General features: G+C 36.9%; 13 protein-coding genes. All 13 read right to left on the reverse strand.

The window, feature by feature from the left end:
• Nucleotides 1–55: 55 nt before the first annotated feature.
• Nucleotides 56–1561: an alpha-amylase family glycosyl hydrolase gene (locus AAOP42_RS16915; RefSeq protein WP_349529736.1), complete on the reverse strand. Its 1506-nt coding sequence runs from the start codon at nt 1559–1561 to the stop codon at nt 56–58.
• A gap of 67 nt (nt 1562–1628) precedes the next feature.
• Nucleotides 1629–2618 (reverse strand): L-glyceraldehyde 3-phosphate reductase, encoded by a 990-nt coding sequence (mgrA, locus tag AAOP42_RS16920; RefSeq protein WP_349529737.1) that lies wholly within the window; start codon nt 2616–2618, stop codon nt 1629–1631.
• Between the two features lie 86 nt (nt 2619–2704).
• Nucleotides 2705–3766 carry a glycoside hydrolase family protein gene (locus AAOP42_RS16925; RefSeq protein WP_349529738.1) on the reverse strand — a complete coding sequence of 354 codons (1062 nt, stop codon included), beginning with the start codon at nt 3764–3766 and terminating at the stop codon, nt 2705–2707.
• Between the two features lie 43 nt (nt 3767–3809).
• Nucleotides 3810–4868, reverse strand: coding sequence for a glycoside hydrolase family protein (locus AAOP42_RS16930; RefSeq protein WP_349529739.1), 1059 nt, complete (start codon nt 4866–4868; stop codon nt 3810–3812).
• A gap of 95 nt (nt 4869–4963) precedes the next feature.
• Entirely contained in the window at nt 4964–7672 is a 2709-nt protein-coding gene (locus AAOP42_RS16935) for a DUF6797 domain-containing protein (RefSeq protein ID WP_349529740.1), read from the reverse strand.
• A gap of 4 nt (nt 7673–7676) precedes the next feature.
• Nucleotides 7677–9350, reverse strand: a complete 1674-nt coding sequence (locus AAOP42_RS16940; RefSeq protein ID WP_349529741.1) for a sulfatase-like hydrolase/transferase — start codon at nt 9348–9350, stop codon at nt 7677–7679.
• Between the two features lie 11 nt (nt 9351–9361).
• A complete protein-coding gene (locus AAOP42_RS16945) occupies nt 9362–11197 on the reverse strand; it encodes a glycoside hydrolase family 97 protein (RefSeq protein WP_349529742.1) in 1836 nt (611 codons plus the stop codon).
• A 55-nt stretch (nt 11198–11252) separates the two neighbouring features.
• Nucleotides 11253–12641, reverse strand: a complete 1389-nt coding sequence (locus AAOP42_RS16950; RefSeq protein WP_349529743.1) for a sulfatase — start codon at nt 12639–12641, stop codon at nt 11253–11255.
• Between the two features lie 17 nt (nt 12642–12658).
• Entirely contained in the window at nt 12659–14155 is a 1497-nt protein-coding gene (locus AAOP42_RS16955; protein ID WP_349529744.1) for a sulfatase family protein, read from the reverse strand.
• A gap of 127 nt (nt 14156–14282) precedes the next feature.
• Nucleotides 14283–15848 (reverse strand): RagB/SusD family nutrient uptake outer membrane protein, encoded by a 1566-nt coding sequence (locus tag AAOP42_RS16960; protein ID WP_349529745.1) that lies wholly within the window; start codon nt 15846–15848, stop codon nt 14283–14285.
• Between the two features lie 19 nt (nt 15849–15867).
• On the reverse strand, nt 15868–19248 hold the full coding sequence (locus AAOP42_RS16965) for a SusC/RagA family TonB-linked outer membrane protein (RefSeq protein ID WP_349529746.1): 3381 nt from the start codon (nt 19246–19248) through the stop codon (nt 15868–15870).
• 145 nt (nt 19249–19393) lie between these two features.
• Nucleotides 19394–20395 (reverse strand): FecR family protein, encoded by a 1002-nt coding sequence (locus AAOP42_RS16970; RefSeq protein ID WP_349529747.1) that lies wholly within the window; start codon nt 20393–20395, stop codon nt 19394–19396.
• 76 nt (nt 20396–20471) lie between these two features.
• Nucleotides 20472–21071: an RNA polymerase sigma factor gene (locus AAOP42_RS16975; RefSeq protein WP_349529749.1), complete on the reverse strand. Its 600-nt coding sequence runs from the start codon at nt 21069–21071 to the stop codon at nt 20472–20474.
• Between the last annotated feature and the right edge of the window lie 19 nt (nt 21072–21090).

The raw sequence follows: 21090 nt of genomic DNA on the forward strand, positions 1-21090 counted from the left end.
CATTACATTGTCATTTTATTCAATCTGTTTGACTGGTGTCTTCAGAAGATAAGGATTAATCCATCAACAAAATAGTTCCATTTGCTGATAATGTAACATAACCGGTTTTGTCCAATGCAGACCTAAAGGAGAACAAAATCCTTGAGTAATTTGCATAAGGCTTAGTCAAGCTAAATTCTTCAGTAAGATTGCCCACATTGTGGAGGATTAAAACCGATTGTCCTTCCCAAGACCGTATGTAACCCAAAACACTGTTGTTTCCCGATTTCACTTCTTTCAAATCTCCAAAATAGAGCACTGGGGTTTGTTTCCTTAGTTTGATAAGATTTTTATAAAAATTCAAAATAGAGTATGGATTGGATAGTTGGTTTTCTACCGATACTCTCTTCGCATTCTTATTGTATTTAGGAGTCATCCAGCTTGTCTGAAACTTGCTATCATTTCCCCATGAAAAAGGTTCTCTAATATATTCATCTGGTTTATCTCCCAACATCCCTAGTTCCTCACCATAATAGATGTAGGGTCTTCCCGGTAAAGTAAAGAGCATAATTACAGCTTGTTTTATTTTATTCTTTCTGTTTTTTAAAACAGACGCTGTACGTTTTTGATCGTGATTACTCAAAAAAATAGCATCAACGTATGTTGAATTCACTTTTGTGAAAAGTGACTGGTTAGCGATTAATGTTTTTATAAATAAAGAAGTTTTAGAATCAACTAAAGTGTCACCCTTCATAAGCGTGTCAAAAATACTAACAGATAAGTCGAAATTAAAAAGAGATGGAATACCTTTTGCGTAAGGAACAACTGCTTTTACATCGTCCCACACTTCGCCTACTATGTACACATCCGGTTTGATCGATTGCATAACGCTGCGGAATTTTTCCCAGAACTTATGATTGTCCTTTTCTCTGCCGTCTCCAAAAATGTGTTTCGCTGCGTCTAACCTAAAGCCATCAACTCCAATGTTTTCCAACCAAAACCTCCCAATCTCTACTATTTCATCGAAAACCTTATGATTATCATGATTCAAGTCCGGCATTCCTCCCCAGAAAAAACCATAGTACATTTCATCATTGCCTGTTGATGTGTGCCACTGAGTCAGGTTATCAGAATCCTTAGAAATTTTCTTTTTGTAAATCTCATCCTCAATATCACTCTTCTTCCTCCAGATATAATAATTGCGGTATGGATTATCTGTGCCCTTCGAAGATTCTATAAACCAGGGATGCTGAGTCGATGTATGGTTTATGATAAAATCAATGATTACTTTAATTCCCAGTACATGTGCTTTTTGTAAAAAGGCTTGAAAATCCTCCAGTGTTCCGTAATCAGGATGAACTGATTTATAATCAACTACATCATATTTGTGATAAGAAGGTGACTTGTGAACAGGCATGAGCCAAATTGCCTCAATGCCGAGATCGACCAGGTAATCCAATTTGGCTGTCAACCCCGATATATCTCCAATTCCATCACCATTTGAATCAGCAAAAGATTGAACAAATACCTGATATGTGATCTCATGATGCCTTTCTCTACTCTTAGTGATAGTTTTCGTCATTGTCAGTCATTAACACTACCAACAAATTCTTCCTGATTGATACAATAGCTCCAACTCCCCTAAAAAATTACTTAAGAATCAATTCGATTCTTTCCAATTCATCATCAGAAAATGTAGTATTAGCCAGGCTTCCCAGATTCTCTTTTATCTGTTCTACACTACTCGCTCCAATAAGTACGGAAGTAACTGTATCGGTTCGAAGCAACCAGGCTATTGCCAGTTGGGTAATTGATTGTCCCCTATCTTTTGCTACCTCCTGAAGCTTTAATACTTTGTTAATCTTCTCTTCACTTACCTCATCTTTTTGTAAAAAACCGTGATCCTTACTAGCCCTGGAACCTTCCGGGATACCCTTCAAATATTTTTCGGTCAACAAGCCCTGCGCTAGCGGAGAAAACGGAATACATCCTTTTCCATGTGCAGACAACACATCCAACAATCCTCCTTCTACCCATCGTTCAAACATTGAATATTTAGGTTGATGAATAATAAATGGTGTTTTCAGTTCGTCAAAAATTTCAATTGCTGCCAATGTTTGTGCTGCTGTATAATTAGAGATCCCCACATAAAGGGCTTTACCTTGTTTCACAGCAATATCCAATGCCAATACAGTTTCTTCTAACGGTGTATCCGGATCGGGTCTGTGGGAATAAAATATATCCACATAATCCAACTGCATACGTTTGAGAGACTGATCCAAACTCGCCAGAAGATATTTTCTGCTGCCCCACTCTCCATAAGGACCAGGCCACATCAGGTAACCCGCTTTCGAAGAAATGATCATTTCATCACGATATACTTTCATATCGCTTTGCATTATTTTACCAAAATTTTCTTCAGCAGATCCCGGAGGTGGGCCATAATTATTTGCCAAATCAAAATGAGTGATCCCGTTATCAAAAGAATAGGTAATCATCTTTTTAGCATTTTCCAGGTCATCAACATGCCCAAAGTTGTGCCATAAACCCAATGACAATTCCGGTAATTTCAATCCACTATTACCACATCGGCGGTAATTCATAGTATCGTATCTTTCTTCTGAAGCTATATATGTCATATCAATTTTTTGTGGTGAAAATTATTGATTGGCTAAAATAATGGCTTTCGGGCAAATTAGGTACAATCATTTTAAACCTTCATATTCTACTCCTGAAGAATTTCGTTTTTTAATGGAATGAACAGGCTATAAGATTCATTATTTTTTCTCACAGCAAAGCTCAAAACAGTTGGTATCCCATTTTCAATAAAAACAAATGGGCGTTCTAATCTGTCAGGTTGAAATATAGAACCATCTTTCATTTTTACTACTTTATCCATTTGCTTATAATGCTTTGCTTTTTGCCAATCTATTCCATTTGTAGAAGTCACCAATCCTATAAAGCCTACCGCATGAAATATAGCATAAAAACGTTCCCGTTTATAGTCATACCACATGGATACATCTTCAGTATCTACATAATCAATTACCGGCTTTTGCTGCATTTCAAATGGCCCCACGGGAGTATCCGATATAGCAATTGCCTGATCACGGATAAAGTCATTCTGATTTGGTTTATCCCCTTTCACAATTAAATAATATTTCTCATCTTTCCCTCTGGCAATAGCGGGGTTTACAGTCACGTTGGCAATAGACCCTGAAGGTTCAATCAAAGGTTGATCCATACGCTTCCAAGGACCATTTATGGAATTTGAAACAGCAACACCCGTACGCTGATTGACTCTTAATATTCCCCAATTAGGACTTTTTCCTCCAATTTGTGCAGTTTGAAACAGTTCTTCTTCTGAAATGGCCTTATCCCCCATATTGGTACTTATATAGTACAAATAATACTTTCCTTCGAAATATTTTATTTTAGGATTATGAGCAGTAATGGCATCCCAATGGTCACCTCTTCTCCCTGAAAGGGCTGTATTCTTATATTTCCATGAACCTGCCGGACTGTCAGATATGGCATGTGCTACTTCACAATGGGTTAACCAACCCATGTGTTGATACTTCTTTTTCCATCGTGCATAAAAAAGATGGTATTTTCCATCGTCAGTTTTAACAATAGATGTCCCCCAATTGAAATACTTTTTTGACTTGAGTATGTTGTCTTTCCCCACAGGCATTGCATTTTCAGGAAGGTTAACGTCATCTTGTTTTGGCTGAGCAAATGCTACTTCTGCTACCAACAAAATAAATATTAAAAAGAGTTGTTTCATTTTTTTACTTAGTTAGAATTATTTTTTTATAGAATGTTATGTATCAATCTTGCGGCCTTAATGGAACAAAAACACAGAAGGATCCCTTATCTTTGGTTGCAGCAAAACTTAAAACTGTAGGGATACCATTTTCTAAAAAGACAAAAGGACGTTCTAATCTATCCGGAATCAATATTGATCCGTCACCTTTATTTATTCTCTTTTCCATTAGGACATAATGTTCCGCTTTGTCCCAATGAAGACCATCTGTAGAACTAACCAATCCTATAAATCCCTGTGCATGAAAAATAGCATAAAACAGATCTCTATTATTGTCATACCACATTGATATATCTTCAGTATCTACATAATCTATAACCGGCTTTTTCTGCATTTTAAAAGGCCCAATTGGAGAATCCGAAATAGCTATTGCCTGATCTCTTACTCTTTTTGGCCCTGTTTCATTTGGTTTGTCTCCCTTTACAATTAGAAAATATTTACCATCCTTTCCCTGGATAATTGCCGGGTTGACAGTCAATGTAGTAATTGGTCCTGATGGTTCTATTAAAGGTTGATCCATTCGTTTCCAGGGTCCATTGAGAGAATTGGATACTGCTACACCTGTTCGTTGATTGGATCGCAACCCTTCCCAATCAGGGTGAGTGCGGCCAGTTCTACCTATAATTCCTAATTCTTTATTTGTAAAAGAATTGTCACCCATATTTGTAGCTATATAGTACAAATAATACTTCCCTTCAAAGTACTTTATTTTAGGATTGTGCGCTGTGATAGCATCCCAATTGTTACCTCCTCTTCCAGTGAGAACTACTTCTTTAAACTTCCAGGGGCCAAAGGGTTTATCAGATGTAGCATGGGCTATTTCCGAACGTGTCAGCCATCCGGGGTAATCATATTTTTCTTTCCACCTGGCATAGAAAAGGTGGTATTTTCCATCTTCCCCTTTTATAACAGATGTACCCCAATTATGATATCCCTTAGACTTAAAAATATTGTCATCAGTAACAGGCACCATTCTGTCCGTTAGGCTAAAACCATTTCCTGCGGTTTGAGCTAAAGTGTTCTCTACTGCTAATGAAAAAAGTAATAAAAGTGCATATTTCATGCATTTACAATTGATCATACTCATGCGATATTCAGAATATTGTTTACCTGATTCTTATTTTTTCCTAAAAAAATGAATTTCAATCAACAAGTGTATTAGTCTCCTAAATTGTGAATGGTGGAATGTATCGTACCTTCGGTTTTATTTCCTTCTATATTCTTTAGCGTAAATAATATTTCCATTTGCCAGACTGGTTTCATATCGACAAGATTCAAATTCAAGGTGATTCCATCATTAGCCAAATCAGCTCTCAAAACCTGTACTTGTTTTTCATCATAATGGTCGGATCCGTAGTTGCTTGTTCGCTTCAATGACCATGTACTTATTTGATAATTTGACACATTCTCCGCTGAACTTTTATCCAATTGAGTGGCAAAGACCAATTTTAAACCGGATTTGATTGCATGTACTTTGACAGGTGCTATAACAGGCTCACCTGTATATTTTACCCTGTATAATGCTCCTGGCTGGGCTCTTTGTTTGGTTCCCCAGGCTGACATTCCACAAGCATATAGTTGTCCGTCAGTAGGATGAAATCTACCTCTCATTACCCCGGTTTGGAAATTTGGTATAGGCAATTCAAACAAAGATCCTTGCATTTGTCCATTTACCTTTTCGTGAGGGACAAGAAATACTTTACCAAAACCATAAGACAAACTGAGCAAACTTCCATTGAATGCCCCCCATTTATCACTATCCACCCAAAGTAATTCTGAAGGAGAACGATCTAACTGCTTGTCCACCCAGGACATAGGAGGCAACATCGCTTCATCAGAACTATCTACCGGAGGGTTGTAACCAAACATATTTCCATAGAACCCATTCTGATTTACCCAATTTATCCTATTCATAGGATTCCAATGCCCTTCTTGATCCGTTACCAAAAAACTGCCGTCTGGATTAATACATACTCCATTAGCTGCACGAAATCCATTGGCTATTATTTCTGTTCTTAAACCATCTTTATTTACTTTTAATAAGGTACCATGCTGGGGTACCAGTGCTTCTCTTGCATGCCTACCACTTTTTGCATAATACAAATTGCCTTCAGCATCAGTTTGCAAGCCCATAGCAAATTCATGAAAATGGTCAGTAACCTGATGATCGCTATTGAAATTTTCATAAAAATCTGTTTCTCCATCTCCATTCAAATCTCTCAAAACAGCTATTTGATCTCTACATGTGACATATATTTCTTCTTTGATTACTTTTATCCCCAATGGCTGAAACAGTCCGGAGGCAATTCTTTTCCATTTCAATTTTCCATTGACATCTTTAAGTCCCTCGATTATCCAAACATCGCCTTCAGTACAACATACTACTGCTTTGTTGTCATCCTCAAAAAAGTCTATTCCACTAATCCTCAACCTACTTTGCCATTTATTATAATAAGGTGGAGCAAGTACATCTACAACAAAGGCTTCCTCGGTATTTAACTGCGTAATTTCTGTCGTTAATTCTTCCGAATAATGAGGTCTTCCTCCCAGAGTGTATTTATTCAGAGATTCAGGCAATGATGAATTTTGTGCCAGTTCCTTAAGACCCGCAGAATATTTGGAAACAAATAATTTTAATGTAACATTTTTCCCCCGAGACAAGACGAGAACATGATACCCCTCCTCCTTTTGCAATTCGCCATGCTCTCCTGCCAGTTCCACAGCAACATCAATTGGGGCTACTCTCATTTTTAAGGGTTGTTCTACATTGCCGATGTTCAATGTACGTGTGTAAACCGGATTGTTGTTCAATAGTTCTACCCCGAATTCTTCAAGGGCGCTTGAATTCCCTACAGAATAAGATACGATTATGTGCTCTTCATGATGATATAGCCCTTTGTACTTAGCCCAGTTTCGAGGCAGTGGACCGAACCTCCTACCATCTCTGGCCAAAAATCTCACATCTTCAAACGAACCCGTCTCGGGGTTTGCCCATCCGGGTGTAGTAGAATTGCTAAACTGTAATTGACCTACGGTTCTGGGAGAAATATTGTGTTTTCCATTTAACAGTATGCCATTCCAATCTATAAAGCCTTCTCCAGACCACCCTCCTGCCACTCTTAACAGGTCATGATCAAAGACAGTCCAAAAACTTCCTTTTGCTACCCCCCCCTCACCTTTATCCAATCGTATTGCTATTCCCTTATATGCAAAATTAGCATTACTAAAATCTTCATCTTTCAATGGTGCCTTTCTACCAGATGACATCACCCTTTTAGGAGTTCCCTCATCAACTAACTCATAGGTGTTAATTAAAAAATCACCATAATCCATATCTACCCAAGGTTGAATTATTTTTGGTTTTGGTCCTAAAGATGTACCAGTTGGCAGACTTGCTAAGTATTTACTATCTACAATTGAGTATTCTTGTGGATTGTTTGCTTTAACAAATTGCTCGCGGATGTAATGAATAACTTCATATTTTTGCATCGGAGAGAGTTGAACTTGCGGTGGCATTGCATTAAATCCCCGGGTCATAGTTTGATACATAGAAAATGGATCGTTTCCTACTTTAAATTTTTGATTCCAAAACCTATGAGCAGTTGGTAAGGAACCTTCATCGTTTATGTTCCCATGGCAATTATGACAAACTGTTTGATAAGTTTTGGCTCCTTTTTGAAATGATGTTTCATCAAGCTGTCCAATTATGCCAGCATGATCTATGTTGGTTTCGTACTCGGCTAGTTGTTCTTGTTGTAGCGTAAATTGAATCCCGGCATGCCATTCTTTTTTGTGATTGCATGATAATAAAATCAGCATCAAACTAATAAAAACAGCCATTTCATTGACTTTTCTTACAATTAACATCTGCTTACTTTTTAACTTCAAATTCATTATTACTCTCAGTAGTATATCTTAACACTTCGGGTGTCCCCATACCTCTGGCGAACATTATTTCTTCTTTCCAGGCTTGCCTCATTTCTCTTAATTGAATGGAATATTGCTCATCTTTAATCAAATTGTTTGATTCGCTCGGGTCGTTTTTTAAGTTATACAACTCTTCATAGACAGGTTCCTCTCCTTGCAAGGATGCTTCTATATAATCCCTGTAAACAACAATATCATAATCATGAACAGTCGATTGAATCTTTTTTACACTTATTCCCAGCAAATTGGCAACTTCTGTCTTCTTATACAGAGACAAATTATTGTTTCTGTAATACCGAATGTATTTCCATTCTTTATTTTGAACAGCTTCACACCTTGGATTCCCAAACTGATTGGACCATAAATTCTCAGTGAAAAGAAATTCTCTTACTTTTTGGTCTTTCCCTTTAATTAAAGGGTATAAACTTTTCCCCTGAAATGATTGAGGAATAGAAATATTGGCCATATCAAACATGGTTGGAGCCAAGTCAATACTTTGTACCAGTTCGTCTGAGACCTTTCCTTCATTATTCAAATGATTTTTAGGATCATATACAATTAAAGGGACATGCGTTGTAATTTCATAGCAAAGGGCTTTTCCTCCCAATCCAAACTGCCCCATAAACAAACCATGATCAGATGTAAAAATCAAAACAGTATTTTCTTCCAAATGTAGTTTCTTGAGTTGCTTTCTCAAATTACCTACCATACGGTCTATACCTGTCATAGCTTGCAATTGGCGAATATATCTTTCCCTGACTCCCTCAGGAGTATCTACGTAATCATAACCATTTTGCCTGTTTTCTGTCAATAGCAAATCTGTTGGCAGTTTGGGGTTCTTTATTTCTTTTTTTGAAATGTAATTTTCTGGCAATGGAATCTCAACGTCTCTATACATCGTCTTGTAGATATCATCGTCTGACTCCCTCAGTTCCATACTACCAGCACCTGCATCATGCGGTAAATTGAAACAAACCGAAAGGATGAAAGGCTGATCTTTCGGTCTGTTTTTTAAAAAAAAGACTGCTCCTTTCAGCTTGTTTTCATTATCTACAAAATCCATTACGCCCTCTTCTATAACTTCTACCTGTGTATCCTTTATTGCATGAGAAAAAATATCATGTCTCTCTTTGGGATAAAAACTGAGATGTCTATGTGCTGCATACCAATAATCAAAACTACTTTCCATCAAACCACTTCTATAGCCTCCATTGCCTACAGGAGCATGATTTTTTCCAATCCATCCAGTGTAGTACCCAGCCTTTTTCATCAATACCGGGTATGAATAATTCCATGCCTTTTCAGACAGGCTTGTGCCTGAATTAAAATTCACACCATGTTTTCGTTCGTATTGACTCAATAAAATAGATACCCGACTAGGAGTGCATATAGCACTGGTAATATGAGCATTAGTAAACTGAACACCTTCTTTCGCTAACTGATCAATATTTGGGGTTTTGACAATTTGATTTCCCTCACATCCCAGCATTCCGTAAGACTGATCATCTGTTAGAATAAAAATAAAATTGGGCTTATCATTTTTTTGAGCTAAAAGTGAATGCTCATGGAGAAATATGAGAACCAATAAGAAATATATTGTTTTGAAACTGTGCTTCATTATCTATCCATTCATGAAGGTTTTACCCACATACAATGTCCTCCTCCTGAAGCCATTTTTGCTTTTATTACATCGCCTTTTGAGACCAGCCCATGACGCACTTGATATGCCTCAGGATTATTTCTGCAATGTGTATCGGGAGCATCTTCGTAATAGGTTATTTCGTAGATCACACCTTCTTCCAAAAAATCAAAAACAATATCCAATTGACCACCGTTTTGATCAATCACGCTACCAATAAACCATTCATCGCCATACCTTCTTGCGGTGGAGATATAATTGCCTATTTTACTATGTAAAACTCTGGTTTCATCCCACTTTCCAACAGGTTGTTTACGGATAAATTCAAACAAATCACTCTTTGCATCATAAGCTTCAGGTGCATCAGGAAGGCACATTAAACCACTAAAAACTATTAATGTTCGGGCCGCTTCTGCCACCACCGTAGTTAGGTATGATCCTAATATCTTTGGTGCCTTTTGCCTTTGACCGGAATTAATTCCTGAAATATCAAAATTACCATTGTTCATATCTATTGGCCCTTGAACAGCATTGATCAAAGCCATTTTTATAAAAGCTTCCGGAGTAAATACCCGACGAGAATCTTGCTGTGCATGACAATATTCACGGGTAATGGCATTAGGAAAAGTACGTCTGACTCCTGTCATGGGAACCGGACTGTCATGAAAATCTATTAATAATTTACTTTCGGCACTTAATCGTATAGCTTCCCTTGTAAAAGAGACATTTTCTCCCATAAAGCCATACTTTATTCCCTTCATACCCAAATCCTTATAGTGTTTAAATAGATCATTATCACCAAAATCACCTTTTCTTCTGTCATAGTACAAGATTAAATCCACCCCACTTTCCTTTGCATATTGATTCACTTTGTCAAGATCTATCTTATCCGAATGCTCAATTTTCCCCTTGTCCACATCGGAATACCAAGCATCATCTATTAAAAGATATTCTATCTTATTTTTAGATGCAAAATCAATAAAACGCAAATAGCTGTCTGTATTTATACCGTAAATAAAACCGTCTTTCGCTGTATATCCATGAACCCGCCAATCCCAAAGGGCTTTACCCGGTTTTACCCATGATGGATTGTCAAGTTTGCAGGGTGCAGCCAAGTTAACAGACACTGTATTCACGACTAAATCACCGGCCGTTTCACCTAGTAAGACAACTTTCCAAGGCGTTATAATATCATCATTAATATTTGATGCGACATTTTCAGAGTATAATACACCTGTTTCATTGTTTGTTTTTATGTTCACTAAATCAAACCCCATTGCGGAATAAAGATCGGATTCTAAAATGGCCATGTATTTGTCTTCCCGGGTTTCCACGATCACGGGAAGTTTTATTTGAGTTGTTATATCTTCAATTGATATGGGTCCTATTGGCTCATCCTCACCAGCAGAATAATATACCTTATTTTGATTGGATAAATTATAATCACATTTAAGAACAACCTTACTTAGATTAGGATTTTCGGGAATAACAAACCTAAAGGCAATTCCATCATCGTATGCTCTACACAAAAGATTTCCCTTGACCCCATCAAAATCTACAGTTAAATTTATTTCATTGTACTGATCATTAATTTCACTGAATTGACCCCAGACAGGCCTCCATGACTGATCAACTGATGTAACGGTTGCATTGACTATTTTAGCATCAGGTAATATCGAAATACTGGAGTTCTGAATTATTTCTTTTTCATTCCAAAAAACTGAATATTGTATTACTCCATCATTTTCACTAAGTATAATTTGTACCTTATTATCCGGTGAATTCAATACAGGAATATCTTCAGGTGCTGAACACCCTTCTAACATAAAGATTAAACATATTATTAATATTGGCTTCAAAGTAGGAAAAAGTAATTGTTGTTCAATTCTCATACGATGGGTTTAATTTTGGCATTTGAGCATAAGTTGCTTTTTGCCACTCTTTTAATTTAATATGCATACTTTTAAGTTTTTCGGGATATTTTCCCGCTAAATTTATGGTTTCACCTATGTCATCCCTTAAATTGAAAAGGCTTAATTCACCACTTTCAAATTCCCATATCATTTTCCAATCACCTTCACGTATTGCTGATGCCATCGATTTTTCGGTTGTTCTGTGGTGTGGATAATGCCAATAAATTGCCCTATCGATTTCAGCCTGTTTTTGGGTCAGTAGTGGCCAAAGGCTTTCCCCTTCAACTTGCTTATATTTTTTATGATCAACACCTGCTGCTTCCAAAATTGTAGGAAATATATCAGGACTTGTGACAGGTACGTCAATAGTGCTTCCTTTAGGAATTTTTCCTGGTAAACTAAATATCATCGGAACACGAATACCTCCTTCCAGCAAGGATCCTTTAATTGACCTTAATGGTTTATTTCCCCATAACCCTCCATTGTCTGAGTAAAGTACTATAAGCGTATTGTCATCGAGTGATAACTCTTCAATCTTTTGAACAATCTTTCCTACATTTCGATCCATTATAGCTATCATAGCTAAGTACTTGTTGCCATTAAACTTAAGTGTCATATCTTCAGGAACCTGCAATGGCGTGTGCACAGAGTAAGTAGAGAAATATAGCAAAAATGGGTCATCTTTATTATCCTCAATGTATTTACATGCTTCATCACCTAATCTATCCGTTAGGTATTCTCCTTCCAAGCCATCAGATAAAGTTCCATTTTTGTATGGAGAAAAATAACTGGCAGGCTGACCATAAGCGCACCCTGCTATATTTAAATCAAAACCTTGTTTGTCAGGATGAAATTGTGGGCGAAGTACTCCATCCAAACTTTTGGCATAACCTTCACCAGCCAAATGCCACTTGCCCATAAAAGCAGTGTTATAACGATACTCCTTTAACACCTCTGCAAAGGTGACCTCTTCTAAAGGCAATCGATCTATGAATTCAGCCTCCATGAACTTTTTTCCTTTGTTGTTTTTGGCTATGTACTTTTCCATGCCTATACCAGGAATGTGACAGGTTAATTTTAAAGAGGAGGGATACTTACCAGTCAAAATACTCGCTCTGGTAGGAGAACACACCGGACATGCAGCGTAAGCATTAGTAAAAGTTGCACCCTTATCCTTTAATTTATCAATATTTGGTGTACTTACACCAGCCTTTTGATTTACATATCCTACATCTGAATATCCCAGATCATCAATCAAAATGAAAACTATATTAGGTTTTTTGCGTGTTTTTTGAGAAAATAGAAAACTACTTTGAAAAATTGAAAGTATGATGAATATTGGAACTTTTATACTCATTGTTGCTTTAAGTTTAATTACTGTTTCGATTCATTAAGCAATGTTAGTAACTCATTTACTATCTTAGGCTTCTCATTGTATAGGTTAATGGTCTCTTCAGGATCATTTACTAAATCATAAAGCGTACCTTCTTTTCCCTCTTCTTTTTTATCAAAATCCTTAGGTTCCGAAAACCCTCCAGATCCCAAGTGAGGTGTGAGTTTCCATTTTCCTTTTCTAATAGAAAAATAGCCTGATAGCGAATGATGAATGGTGTAATCCCGAATACTCTCATCCAGATGTGGATTCAAATAAGCAGGTAACATGTTGTAACTATCTTCTCCTGCATTTTCAGGTAACGGTTTGTCAATAATTGCAGCTATAGTAGCTAACAAATCTGTAGTACATATAACCTGATTTGAAGATGTTCCGGGTTTTATTTTTCCAGGCCAATAAGCAATATAAGGAACATGATGTCCCCCTTCATATATATCCGCTTTTTGTCCTCTAAAAGCATAGTTTGACCGATGCTCATATTCCTCCTTGTCTTCGGGTGTCCAGTGAGCACCATTGTCAGAGGTAACAATTATCAAAGTATTGTTAATTTTTCCTGCTTGCTCTAATGCTTCTATGACTTCTCCAACAGTATCATCCACCATGGTCACAAAATCTCCATATCTTCCGGCTTGAGAACTTCCTTTTGCCTTATCGCCTGGAAGCCATGGCGTATGTGGAGCCGTCAGGGGAAAGTATAAAAAAAATGGATTTTCTGAGTTTCGCCTCTCCTTGATATACCTCACAGCCTTATCTGTAATGTTTTCTAAAACTTCTTCAAACACAAAATTGGAAGCTACCTCTCCAGCACGCCAAATAACCCCACGACCATCCTTTGCCTGATTTTTACCTGGAGTATATGTCATCGGCAACCCCAAAGCTTTACCATTTTCCAGGTACAAATATGGAGTCATATCCAAAGAGGCCGGAATTACATATGAATAATCAAATCCAACTTCATTTGGTCCACTTACATCTTTGGCAAAATCCACATTACTCCCCAATTCACTATCATAGAGATTGTGCCAATGATAATTTTCTATTGGTTTATCTGAATCTATTGGATTCCAACCTATACCCAGGTGCCACTTGCCAATACATGCGGTATGATATCCGTTTTGTTTAAGAAAGGAGGCAACCGTTACTTGTTTGTTTTCAATTAAAGGAGCGTCATATCCCCATAACACACCTTCTTTGAGACGAGTTCTCCAGGCATACCTACCTGTAAGTATTCCATACCTGGTGGGTGTACATACAGATGAATTGGAATGTGCATCAGTAAAATAAACTCCCTGATCCACTATTTTATCCATATTTGGTGTCTTTATACCTGAATTCTTATTCAGACTACTCAAATCACCATAGCCCATATCGTCGGCCAAAATATATACAATATTTGGATAATCCCCTTTGATTGGTTCCTGAGCATAGCTAAGACTAAAAATAAAATAACAACTAATTGAAATCAAGCATTCTTTCATTTGATATAATTAATGTTTCATCTGGTAATTAAGGTAATATCAGATTTTCAACACACCTCTTTTGATAGATATAAAAAATCCAGATGAAGGTGTCGAAACCTTCATCCAAATCTTTATTATTTTGTCATTATTGATATCCTGGGTTTTGGATATCTTCCTCCAACTCAAGGATGTCTAATTGAGATTTAGGGATAGGCAAGAGATTAAAATGAGATTGCACATTTTTTTCTATTACCATTGTTGAAGCAGTAGCCGGATTAGGATAATCCTGAAGTGTATTGCTAAAACTTTCCATAGTAGAAATATACCTTCCCTGCCTTACCAAGTCAAACCACCTGATGTTTTCAGCAAAAAGTTCTAATCGTCTCTCTAAATATACAGCCTCTCTAAAATCATTTTGACTTAACGTAGTTGATAAATCTATCAGTCCAGCCCTATTCCTTACTTCATCTATTGCATCAAAAGCCGCTGTTGTGGGCCCGGAATTTGCTTCGTTTAATGCTTCAGCATATATCAGTAGTATATCTGCAAACCTCAAAATCTTCGTATTCCTATTGCCATCGTTAAGTATTAATCCCTGATACAAAATATCCTCTACCTCAATATACTTGAATACATGTGGGTCAAATGTGGCTGTAGCAGATCCATCAGCGTTTGACAGGCTGGTAAAAAAAGCCGTTTGTAATCGAAGATCGGATGGATCATAACTGTTAATTAAATCCGGAGTAGGCCTCATTAAAGCATTACCTCTATAACTAGGACCAAGAATGGGTGTCAAATTTCTTGGTAAAAATTGAATTCCAGCCAATGCACCTTCATTCCCTAGGCCTTGAACCATTTGACCTTCAAACAATGACTCTTTACTCAAATCATTTTCGAAAACATCCATATAATTATCTTCCAGGTCATAGCCATATCTTGAACGGTTATTAACCACTTCTCCTGCTTTGTCTGCAGCCAATTGGTATTTAGATACATCACGAAGAGGTTCTCCTGCCCAAGTCAAATATACTTTGGAGAGCAGCCCTTTAGCCGTACCGGCTGTCACTCTCCCAGCATTAGCTCCAGCCCAAGTATCGGGAAGATCCTTTTCTGCATCCAGCAAATCCTGTTCTATCATATTGTATATTTCTACTGACGGAGTACGCGTAGATGCAATCTGAACCGCATCATCAAGATTTGTGATAACACTATAAGTCATAGGCACATCTCCAAAAAACCTAACCAGATCGAAATAAGCCAAGGCTCTAAAAAACTTAGCTTCTCCCAATAATCTATCTCTTATTTCCAAATCAGTCGAAATATATTCTATTGCAGCATTAGCCCTGCCTATCATAAGATAGTGATGATTCCAAACATCTAGTAGCTGGCCTATTTCAGGATAAATATTGAGCCTTCCCCATTCCTGCCATGCTACATTCCCAACTCCAGGATCGACAAACATATCATCTGTGTTTACATCTGTTTTGCTGAAAAATTCTCCCCAATACATACCATTCGTTCTAGACTGAATAGTCGCATACAAAGCATCAACTGCCGAAATAGCATCGGCCTCTGTTTTATAGAAATTAGATTTTGTCAATATGCCTGGTGGATTTTCTTCCAAAAAGTCTTGACATGAACTCAAAAGCGGGATAAGTAAAGCCAAAGTCTTTACTATATTTATATTAGATAGTTTATTTAAAATTTTCATTTCCTTCAATTTTTAATGGTTAAAAGCCAATATTTAACCCAAGCATAAAAGATTTTACTTGAGGATATACCCCTTGATCAAAACCTTGTTGAGTCACAGATCCTGAAACTGACACATCAGGGTCATAACCAGTATATTTGGTGAAAGTAATCAAGTTAGTAGCTGTCACATACAACTTAAGCATTCGGACATTGAGTTTTTCAAGCATATACTGAGGGAGCTGATATCCAAGGGTAATTGTTTTTAATCTAATGTAGGATCCGTCTTCCAACCATGAATCAGAAAATTTGGTTGAAGGCCTCAAAGCTGTGGCACGCGGTATGTTCGTATTTGTATTTTGAGGTGTCCATCGATTCAACACTTCAAGGTTATTGTTTGACTTTCCATCCAGTGACAATGAAGTAACCTGTCGTGTTAAGTTCACCAATTTATTTCCGTGGCTACCCATTAAAAAAACAGAAAGACTTAAACCTTTATAACCAAAAGTATTTGTTAAACCCCAAAATTTATTGGGAATGCCTGTTCCCAATACAACTTTATCTTTGCTATCAATATTTCCATCTTCATTGACATCCACATATTTCAAATCTCCCGGAGCACGAGTAGAACCATCAATTGTAAGAGATGCATCAGAATCATATAATCCATCATTGAGGTATCCCTGAAATACACCCAACTGCCCTCCTACAGCAAGAATCTGACTATCGGAACCATTACCAAAATCTCCAGAAAAACCAGTAATAATTGTATCATTTTCTGCTAAGGCAAGTACTTTATTTTTGGTATAGGTAAAATTGCCCATCACATCCCATCTAAACCCTTCAACATCTAAAACAGTAGCATCAACTTCTAATTCCAATCCTTTATTTCTTACACTTCCAATATTTGTAGTAGCTGCTACTCCCGTAGTACCTACCACTGATGGCAATGCTTTGTTAAAAAATAATCCTTCTGTTTTGCGGTTAAAATAATCCACCGTAAGTCCCACCCTTCCTTCTAAAAAAGTCACATCGGCTCCTATATCCAGTTGCTTTGATATCTCCCAGGTAAGGTCTTCATTAACAAAGTTTGCAGGAGCAAATCCAATGTTTTGGTTTTCATTTGCACCAATAATCGCAGTAACAGAAGTTAACCGACTAAGCGTATTATAAGTACCTACACTTTGGTTACCAGACTCCCCGTAACTCACCCTAAACTTGAGTTCATCGACTGCATTTACCGACGACATGAAAGACTCTTCACTTACTCTCCAGGACAAAGCTCCTGATGGAAACAAATACCATTTATTTCCTTGAGCCAACCTAGAAGATCCGTCGTATCTTCCAGAAACTGTAAGCAGATATTTATCATTTAAAACATAGTTTATTCTGGTCAAATAAGATAACAAAGACCATTTAGAAGCACTACTTGTTGGTGTTTGTGCTACCGACCCGGAACTAAGGTTATTCCAAAGCAAGTTATCTACTACAAAACCTGTAGCAGTGGCAGAAAAAGCTTCGTCCTGAACTTCTTGAGCCTCAGTTACCAAAGTAGCATTTAGTTTATGTATCTCACCAAATTCTTTATTGATATTCAATTGTGTGGTACTTATCCAATTTGAATTTTGATTTGTATTCCTTATTGCTCGTCCATCGCTACTTCCGATTATAAATTTTTTGGTGTATTTACCTTCCATGGAATTTAACAAACCAAAGCCAAAAGTTGATTTAATACTTAACCAATCAAACAGATCGTAATTCAAATAAAGGCTACCAATTATTTCAGTAGTATTTGACTGCCTAAGGTTACCATTAATTAAGGCCACCGGATTGTCGAAAATCGGGTCAGGCACATTAGAATTAAAATTACCATCTTCATCTTTTATTTGCAATGTTGGATTGGTAACCAATGCAGCCCAAACCACATTTGAGTCTCCATTGTTATCTCTGGTAGTTGTGCCAACTGCAACACCCGAATTAAATTGTCTATTAATGGATAGGGTATTACCAACAGATAATTTTTTAGTGATATCTGCATCAATATTTGCTCGCATTGTATATTTCTCAAATTGTGAGGTTTTAACAATACCTTCCTGGTTCAGGTAATTACCTGACATGTAAAACTTCATTTTTTCATTACCACCCCTTACTGAAATTTGATGGTTTTGCATAATGGCATTTCTATAAATTTCATCTTGCCAGTCTGTTCCTTTTCCATTGTTGTGAAAAGCAGCAATATCAGATGAGGAATATCTCTCAGGATTGCCAATTGCTAGTTCTGCTTCGTTTGCCAATTGGGCATATTGCGTAGCATCAAGCAAGTCCATTTTTTTTCTCAATGACTGAATGTTATAGCTACCATTATAATCAATAGTCAGCCCGTTTGTTCCTTTTTTTGTTGTGATGAGTATTACTCCATTCGACCCTCTTGATCCATATATTGCAGTAGCCGAAGCATCTTTTAGTACTTCAATAGACTCAATATCGTATGCGTTGATAGAATTTAAACTTCCGGTAAAAGGCAAACCATCTACTACATATAAAGGATCAATCTGACTATTGATACTTCCAATCCCTCTAATTCTAACCTGTACACCACTACCGGGTGCCCCACTAGTAGAATTAACTGCAACTCCAGCAGCATTACCCTGTAAAACATCTACAAAGTTTGATATAGGCCTATCTGCGATAGCAACATTGTCGATAGATGCAACAGATCCGGTCATTTCACTTTTCTTTTGGGTACCATAGCCCACAACAACTATCTCTTCTAATTGAGCTGCATCTAGTTGTAGTTGCAGGTCAATTACATTTCTCCCATTCGGAGTTACTTCCTGAGTAATATAACCTACATAGGATACCACCAGTACCGAGTTCTCGGGAACCTCCATTTTGTAATTACCTTCAAGGTCTGTAGTTGTACCATTAGCAGTACCTTTCGCTACAACACTCGCCCCTGGAAGTCCCTCTCCGTTTTCGTCGGTGATTTTTCCGGAAATATCCACGTCCTGGACAATTTCAACAAATTCAGTTGTTGTTTCTCTTTTTGTATAAGCTGCTTTTTTTACAGTAATATTATTATTGTATTGCCGAAAAGCCAGGTTGGTTTTTTTTGAAATATCCATCAAGACTTCATATAATGGAGCATTGATGTAATCTCCATTCATTTTGATCTCCGTATCAATTTCTTTTGCTGTGTAAACAAAAGTAAAATCTGTCTTTTCCTCGATTTCTCTAAAAACCGTTTCCAAATTTTTTGAAGTGAATTGAAAGCTAATGTTGGTGTCTTTTACACTGGCATTTTTCTGTGCATGAGTGACCTCTGTAGCCAATACCACAGTGCCTATCAAGAGTTGAATTACTAAGCCGTAAAATGAATACATTATGATTTCCTTGTGTAGGAGTAATAGTTTATTTTTCATACTTTTGAATGATTTTGATGTAAATACATTGAAATACTTCTCCCATTAGAAATTGATAGCTGCAAACTTTTATGTTTCTGGTGGGAAGATACTTTCAGCAGTGCTCCTTGAGCATTGCTGTTTTTATTTAGATGGTATTTTCAGATCATATATTTTCATATTTTAGTATCACATTATTATCTTTTATCTTAAAATCAAACCCTATTTGATGCCCTACTACTTTTAATACATGTTCAAGCGTTGAGTTTTCAAACCGGGCATTCAAATCCCATTTTTTTTGTGTTCTATTTTCCATTGAAATATCAACACCATACCACTCTTCCAACCGTTTGATTACATCAGGCTCTCCTGCATGTTTGAATATGATCACACCATCTTTCCAGGCTATATCCTCTTCAGCAAGGAAATCCATCTTATTTAATGATTTGGTGTTGGCATTGTAAACAGCTTTTTTATTTGGTTCTAAGTAAACAACAGCACTATTAGAACCTGCATCAGTATTTTCTACTTTTACTTTTCCTGTAACAACTGCAATTTCAATTTTATCAGAGCCAGGAGACGCATTTACATTAAACGATGTACCTAAAACAGTAGTAGTGATATCTCCTGATCGAATAATAAATGGTTTGTTTTTGTTTTTAGTTACTTCAAAAAATGCTTCTCCTTCCAGTATTACTTCCCTCTTTTCATTGTCAAAATATTCCGGAAATCTGAGGGAAGAGTTGGAATTAAGCTTAACAATAGTTCCGTCGGGTAAATTAAAAGTTGTTTTTCTTCCCTTTTCATTGCTCTTTTCTATGACTTTGGCATACTTCGGTATAACCTTTTCTTCATTGGTCAAATCGTAAGCAAACCAGGAAAAACCGATGGACAACAATATAATTGCTGCATATTTGAACACAGACCATAACCTGATCTTATGTTGTTTGGGTTTAGTAGAAGATAATATCCGGGTGAGCAGTGTGTACTTGGCTATGTCGTTCAGAGAATTTTCTCTGTCTCCAATGGATTCCTCATTGATTACTTCTTCCCAAATATCAAGGTGTTGTCCTTTCTTTAGAAAAGTGTCAACCATCAGGAAATCTTCATCGCTTAATTTGCCTGTTATATAATTTTGGAATAATACTTTTACTTCTTTTTTTTTCATTTAACTCCCGGTTATTGTTCGGTTCATATATAGTACAATTAAGTAGATACATATATATACCGGGGATCGAAAAAAATTAGATAAATATCAAAAATGATAAAATCAGCATCGGAGAATAATGTCCGTGTTGAGCAAAATAATTCCGTATTGAATGCAAAGCCTTTACCATTTGCACATTTACAGTTCCTTTGGTGATTCCCAACTGGCTGGCAATTTCATCATGTGTAAGCCCTTCTATCCGGGATAGCTGAAATACTTTCCTTCGTTGAGGTGAAAGTCCACTCACCGCTTCTTTGAGCAATTGATTGGCTTCATTGTACATCATCTCATTTTCTACAAGAAAATGCTTATCCATAGACATGTTAGCAACCATCTCTTCATATATGGTATTTTCGTTTGCAGCTCTCTTTATAATATTGAGCACATGATTTTTCGAAGAAGAAAATAAAAATGATTTAAAAGAAAGTTCAGAATTCAAATCATGTCTCTTATCCCAAACCTTTGTGAATATATCATGACAAACATCTTTGGAAAGCTCCGGAGACTTGCAGATGGTTAATACAAATGCATAAATACGGTCAATATACTTCAGGTATAGCTTCTGAAATGCTTCTCTGTCCCCTTCATTTAATTTGAGGACTAAACTTTCATCATTTTCTACACTGTCCTGTACCATAATACTTCAATCATCAATC

Source organism: Reichenbachiella sp. MALMAid0571 (genome assembly GCF_040151475.1).
GTDB lineage: Bacteria > Bacteroidota > Bacteroidia > Cytophagales > Cyclobacteriaceae > CAXBNB01.

Coding starts and splice junctions, on each gene's coding strand:
- AAOP42_RS16915 (WP_349529736.1), bottom strand. CDS start 1,561: ATGACGAAAACTATCACTAAGAGTAGAGAAAGGCATCATGAGATCACA.
- mgrA (WP_349529737.1), bottom strand. CDS start 2,618: ATGACATATATAGCTTCAGAAGAAAGATACGATACTATGAATTACCGC.
- AAOP42_RS16925 (WP_349529738.1), bottom strand. CDS start 3,766: ATGAAACAACTCTTTTTAATATTTATTTTGTTGGTAGCAGAAGTAGCA.
- AAOP42_RS16930 (WP_349529739.1), bottom strand. CDS start 4,868: ATGAAATATGCACTTTTATTACTTTTTTCATTAGCAGTAGAGAACACT.
- AAOP42_RS16935 (WP_349529740.1), bottom strand. CDS start 7,672: ATGTTAATTGTAAGAAAAGTCAATGAAATGGCTGTTTTTATTAGTTTG.
- AAOP42_RS16940 (WP_349529741.1), bottom strand. CDS start 9,350: ATGAAGCACAGTTTCAAAACAATATATTTCTTATTGGTTCTCATATTT.
- AAOP42_RS16945 (WP_349529742.1), bottom strand. CDS start 11,197: ATGTTAGAAGGGTGTTCAGCACCTGAAGATATTCCTGTATTGAATTCA.
- AAOP42_RS16950 (WP_349529743.1), bottom strand. CDS start 12,641: ATGAGTATAAAAGTTCCAATATTCATCATACTTTCAATTTTTCAAAGT.
- AAOP42_RS16955 (WP_349529744.1), bottom strand. CDS start 14,155: ATGAAAGAATGCTTGATTTCAATTAGTTGTTATTTTATTTTTAGTCTT.
- AAOP42_RS16960 (WP_349529745.1), bottom strand. CDS start 15,848: ATGAAAATTTTAAATAAACTATCTAATATAAATATAGTAAAGACTTTG.
- AAOP42_RS16965 (WP_349529746.1), bottom strand. CDS start 19,248: ATGAAAAATAAACTATTACTCCTACACAAGGAAATCATAATGTATTCA.
- AAOP42_RS16970 (WP_349529747.1), bottom strand. CDS start 20,395: ATGAAAAAAAAAGAAGTAAAAGTATTATTCCAAAATTATATAACAGGC.
- AAOP42_RS16975 (WP_349529749.1), bottom strand. CDS start 21,071: ATGGTACAGGACAGTGTAGAAAATGATGAAAGTTTAGTCCTCAAATTA.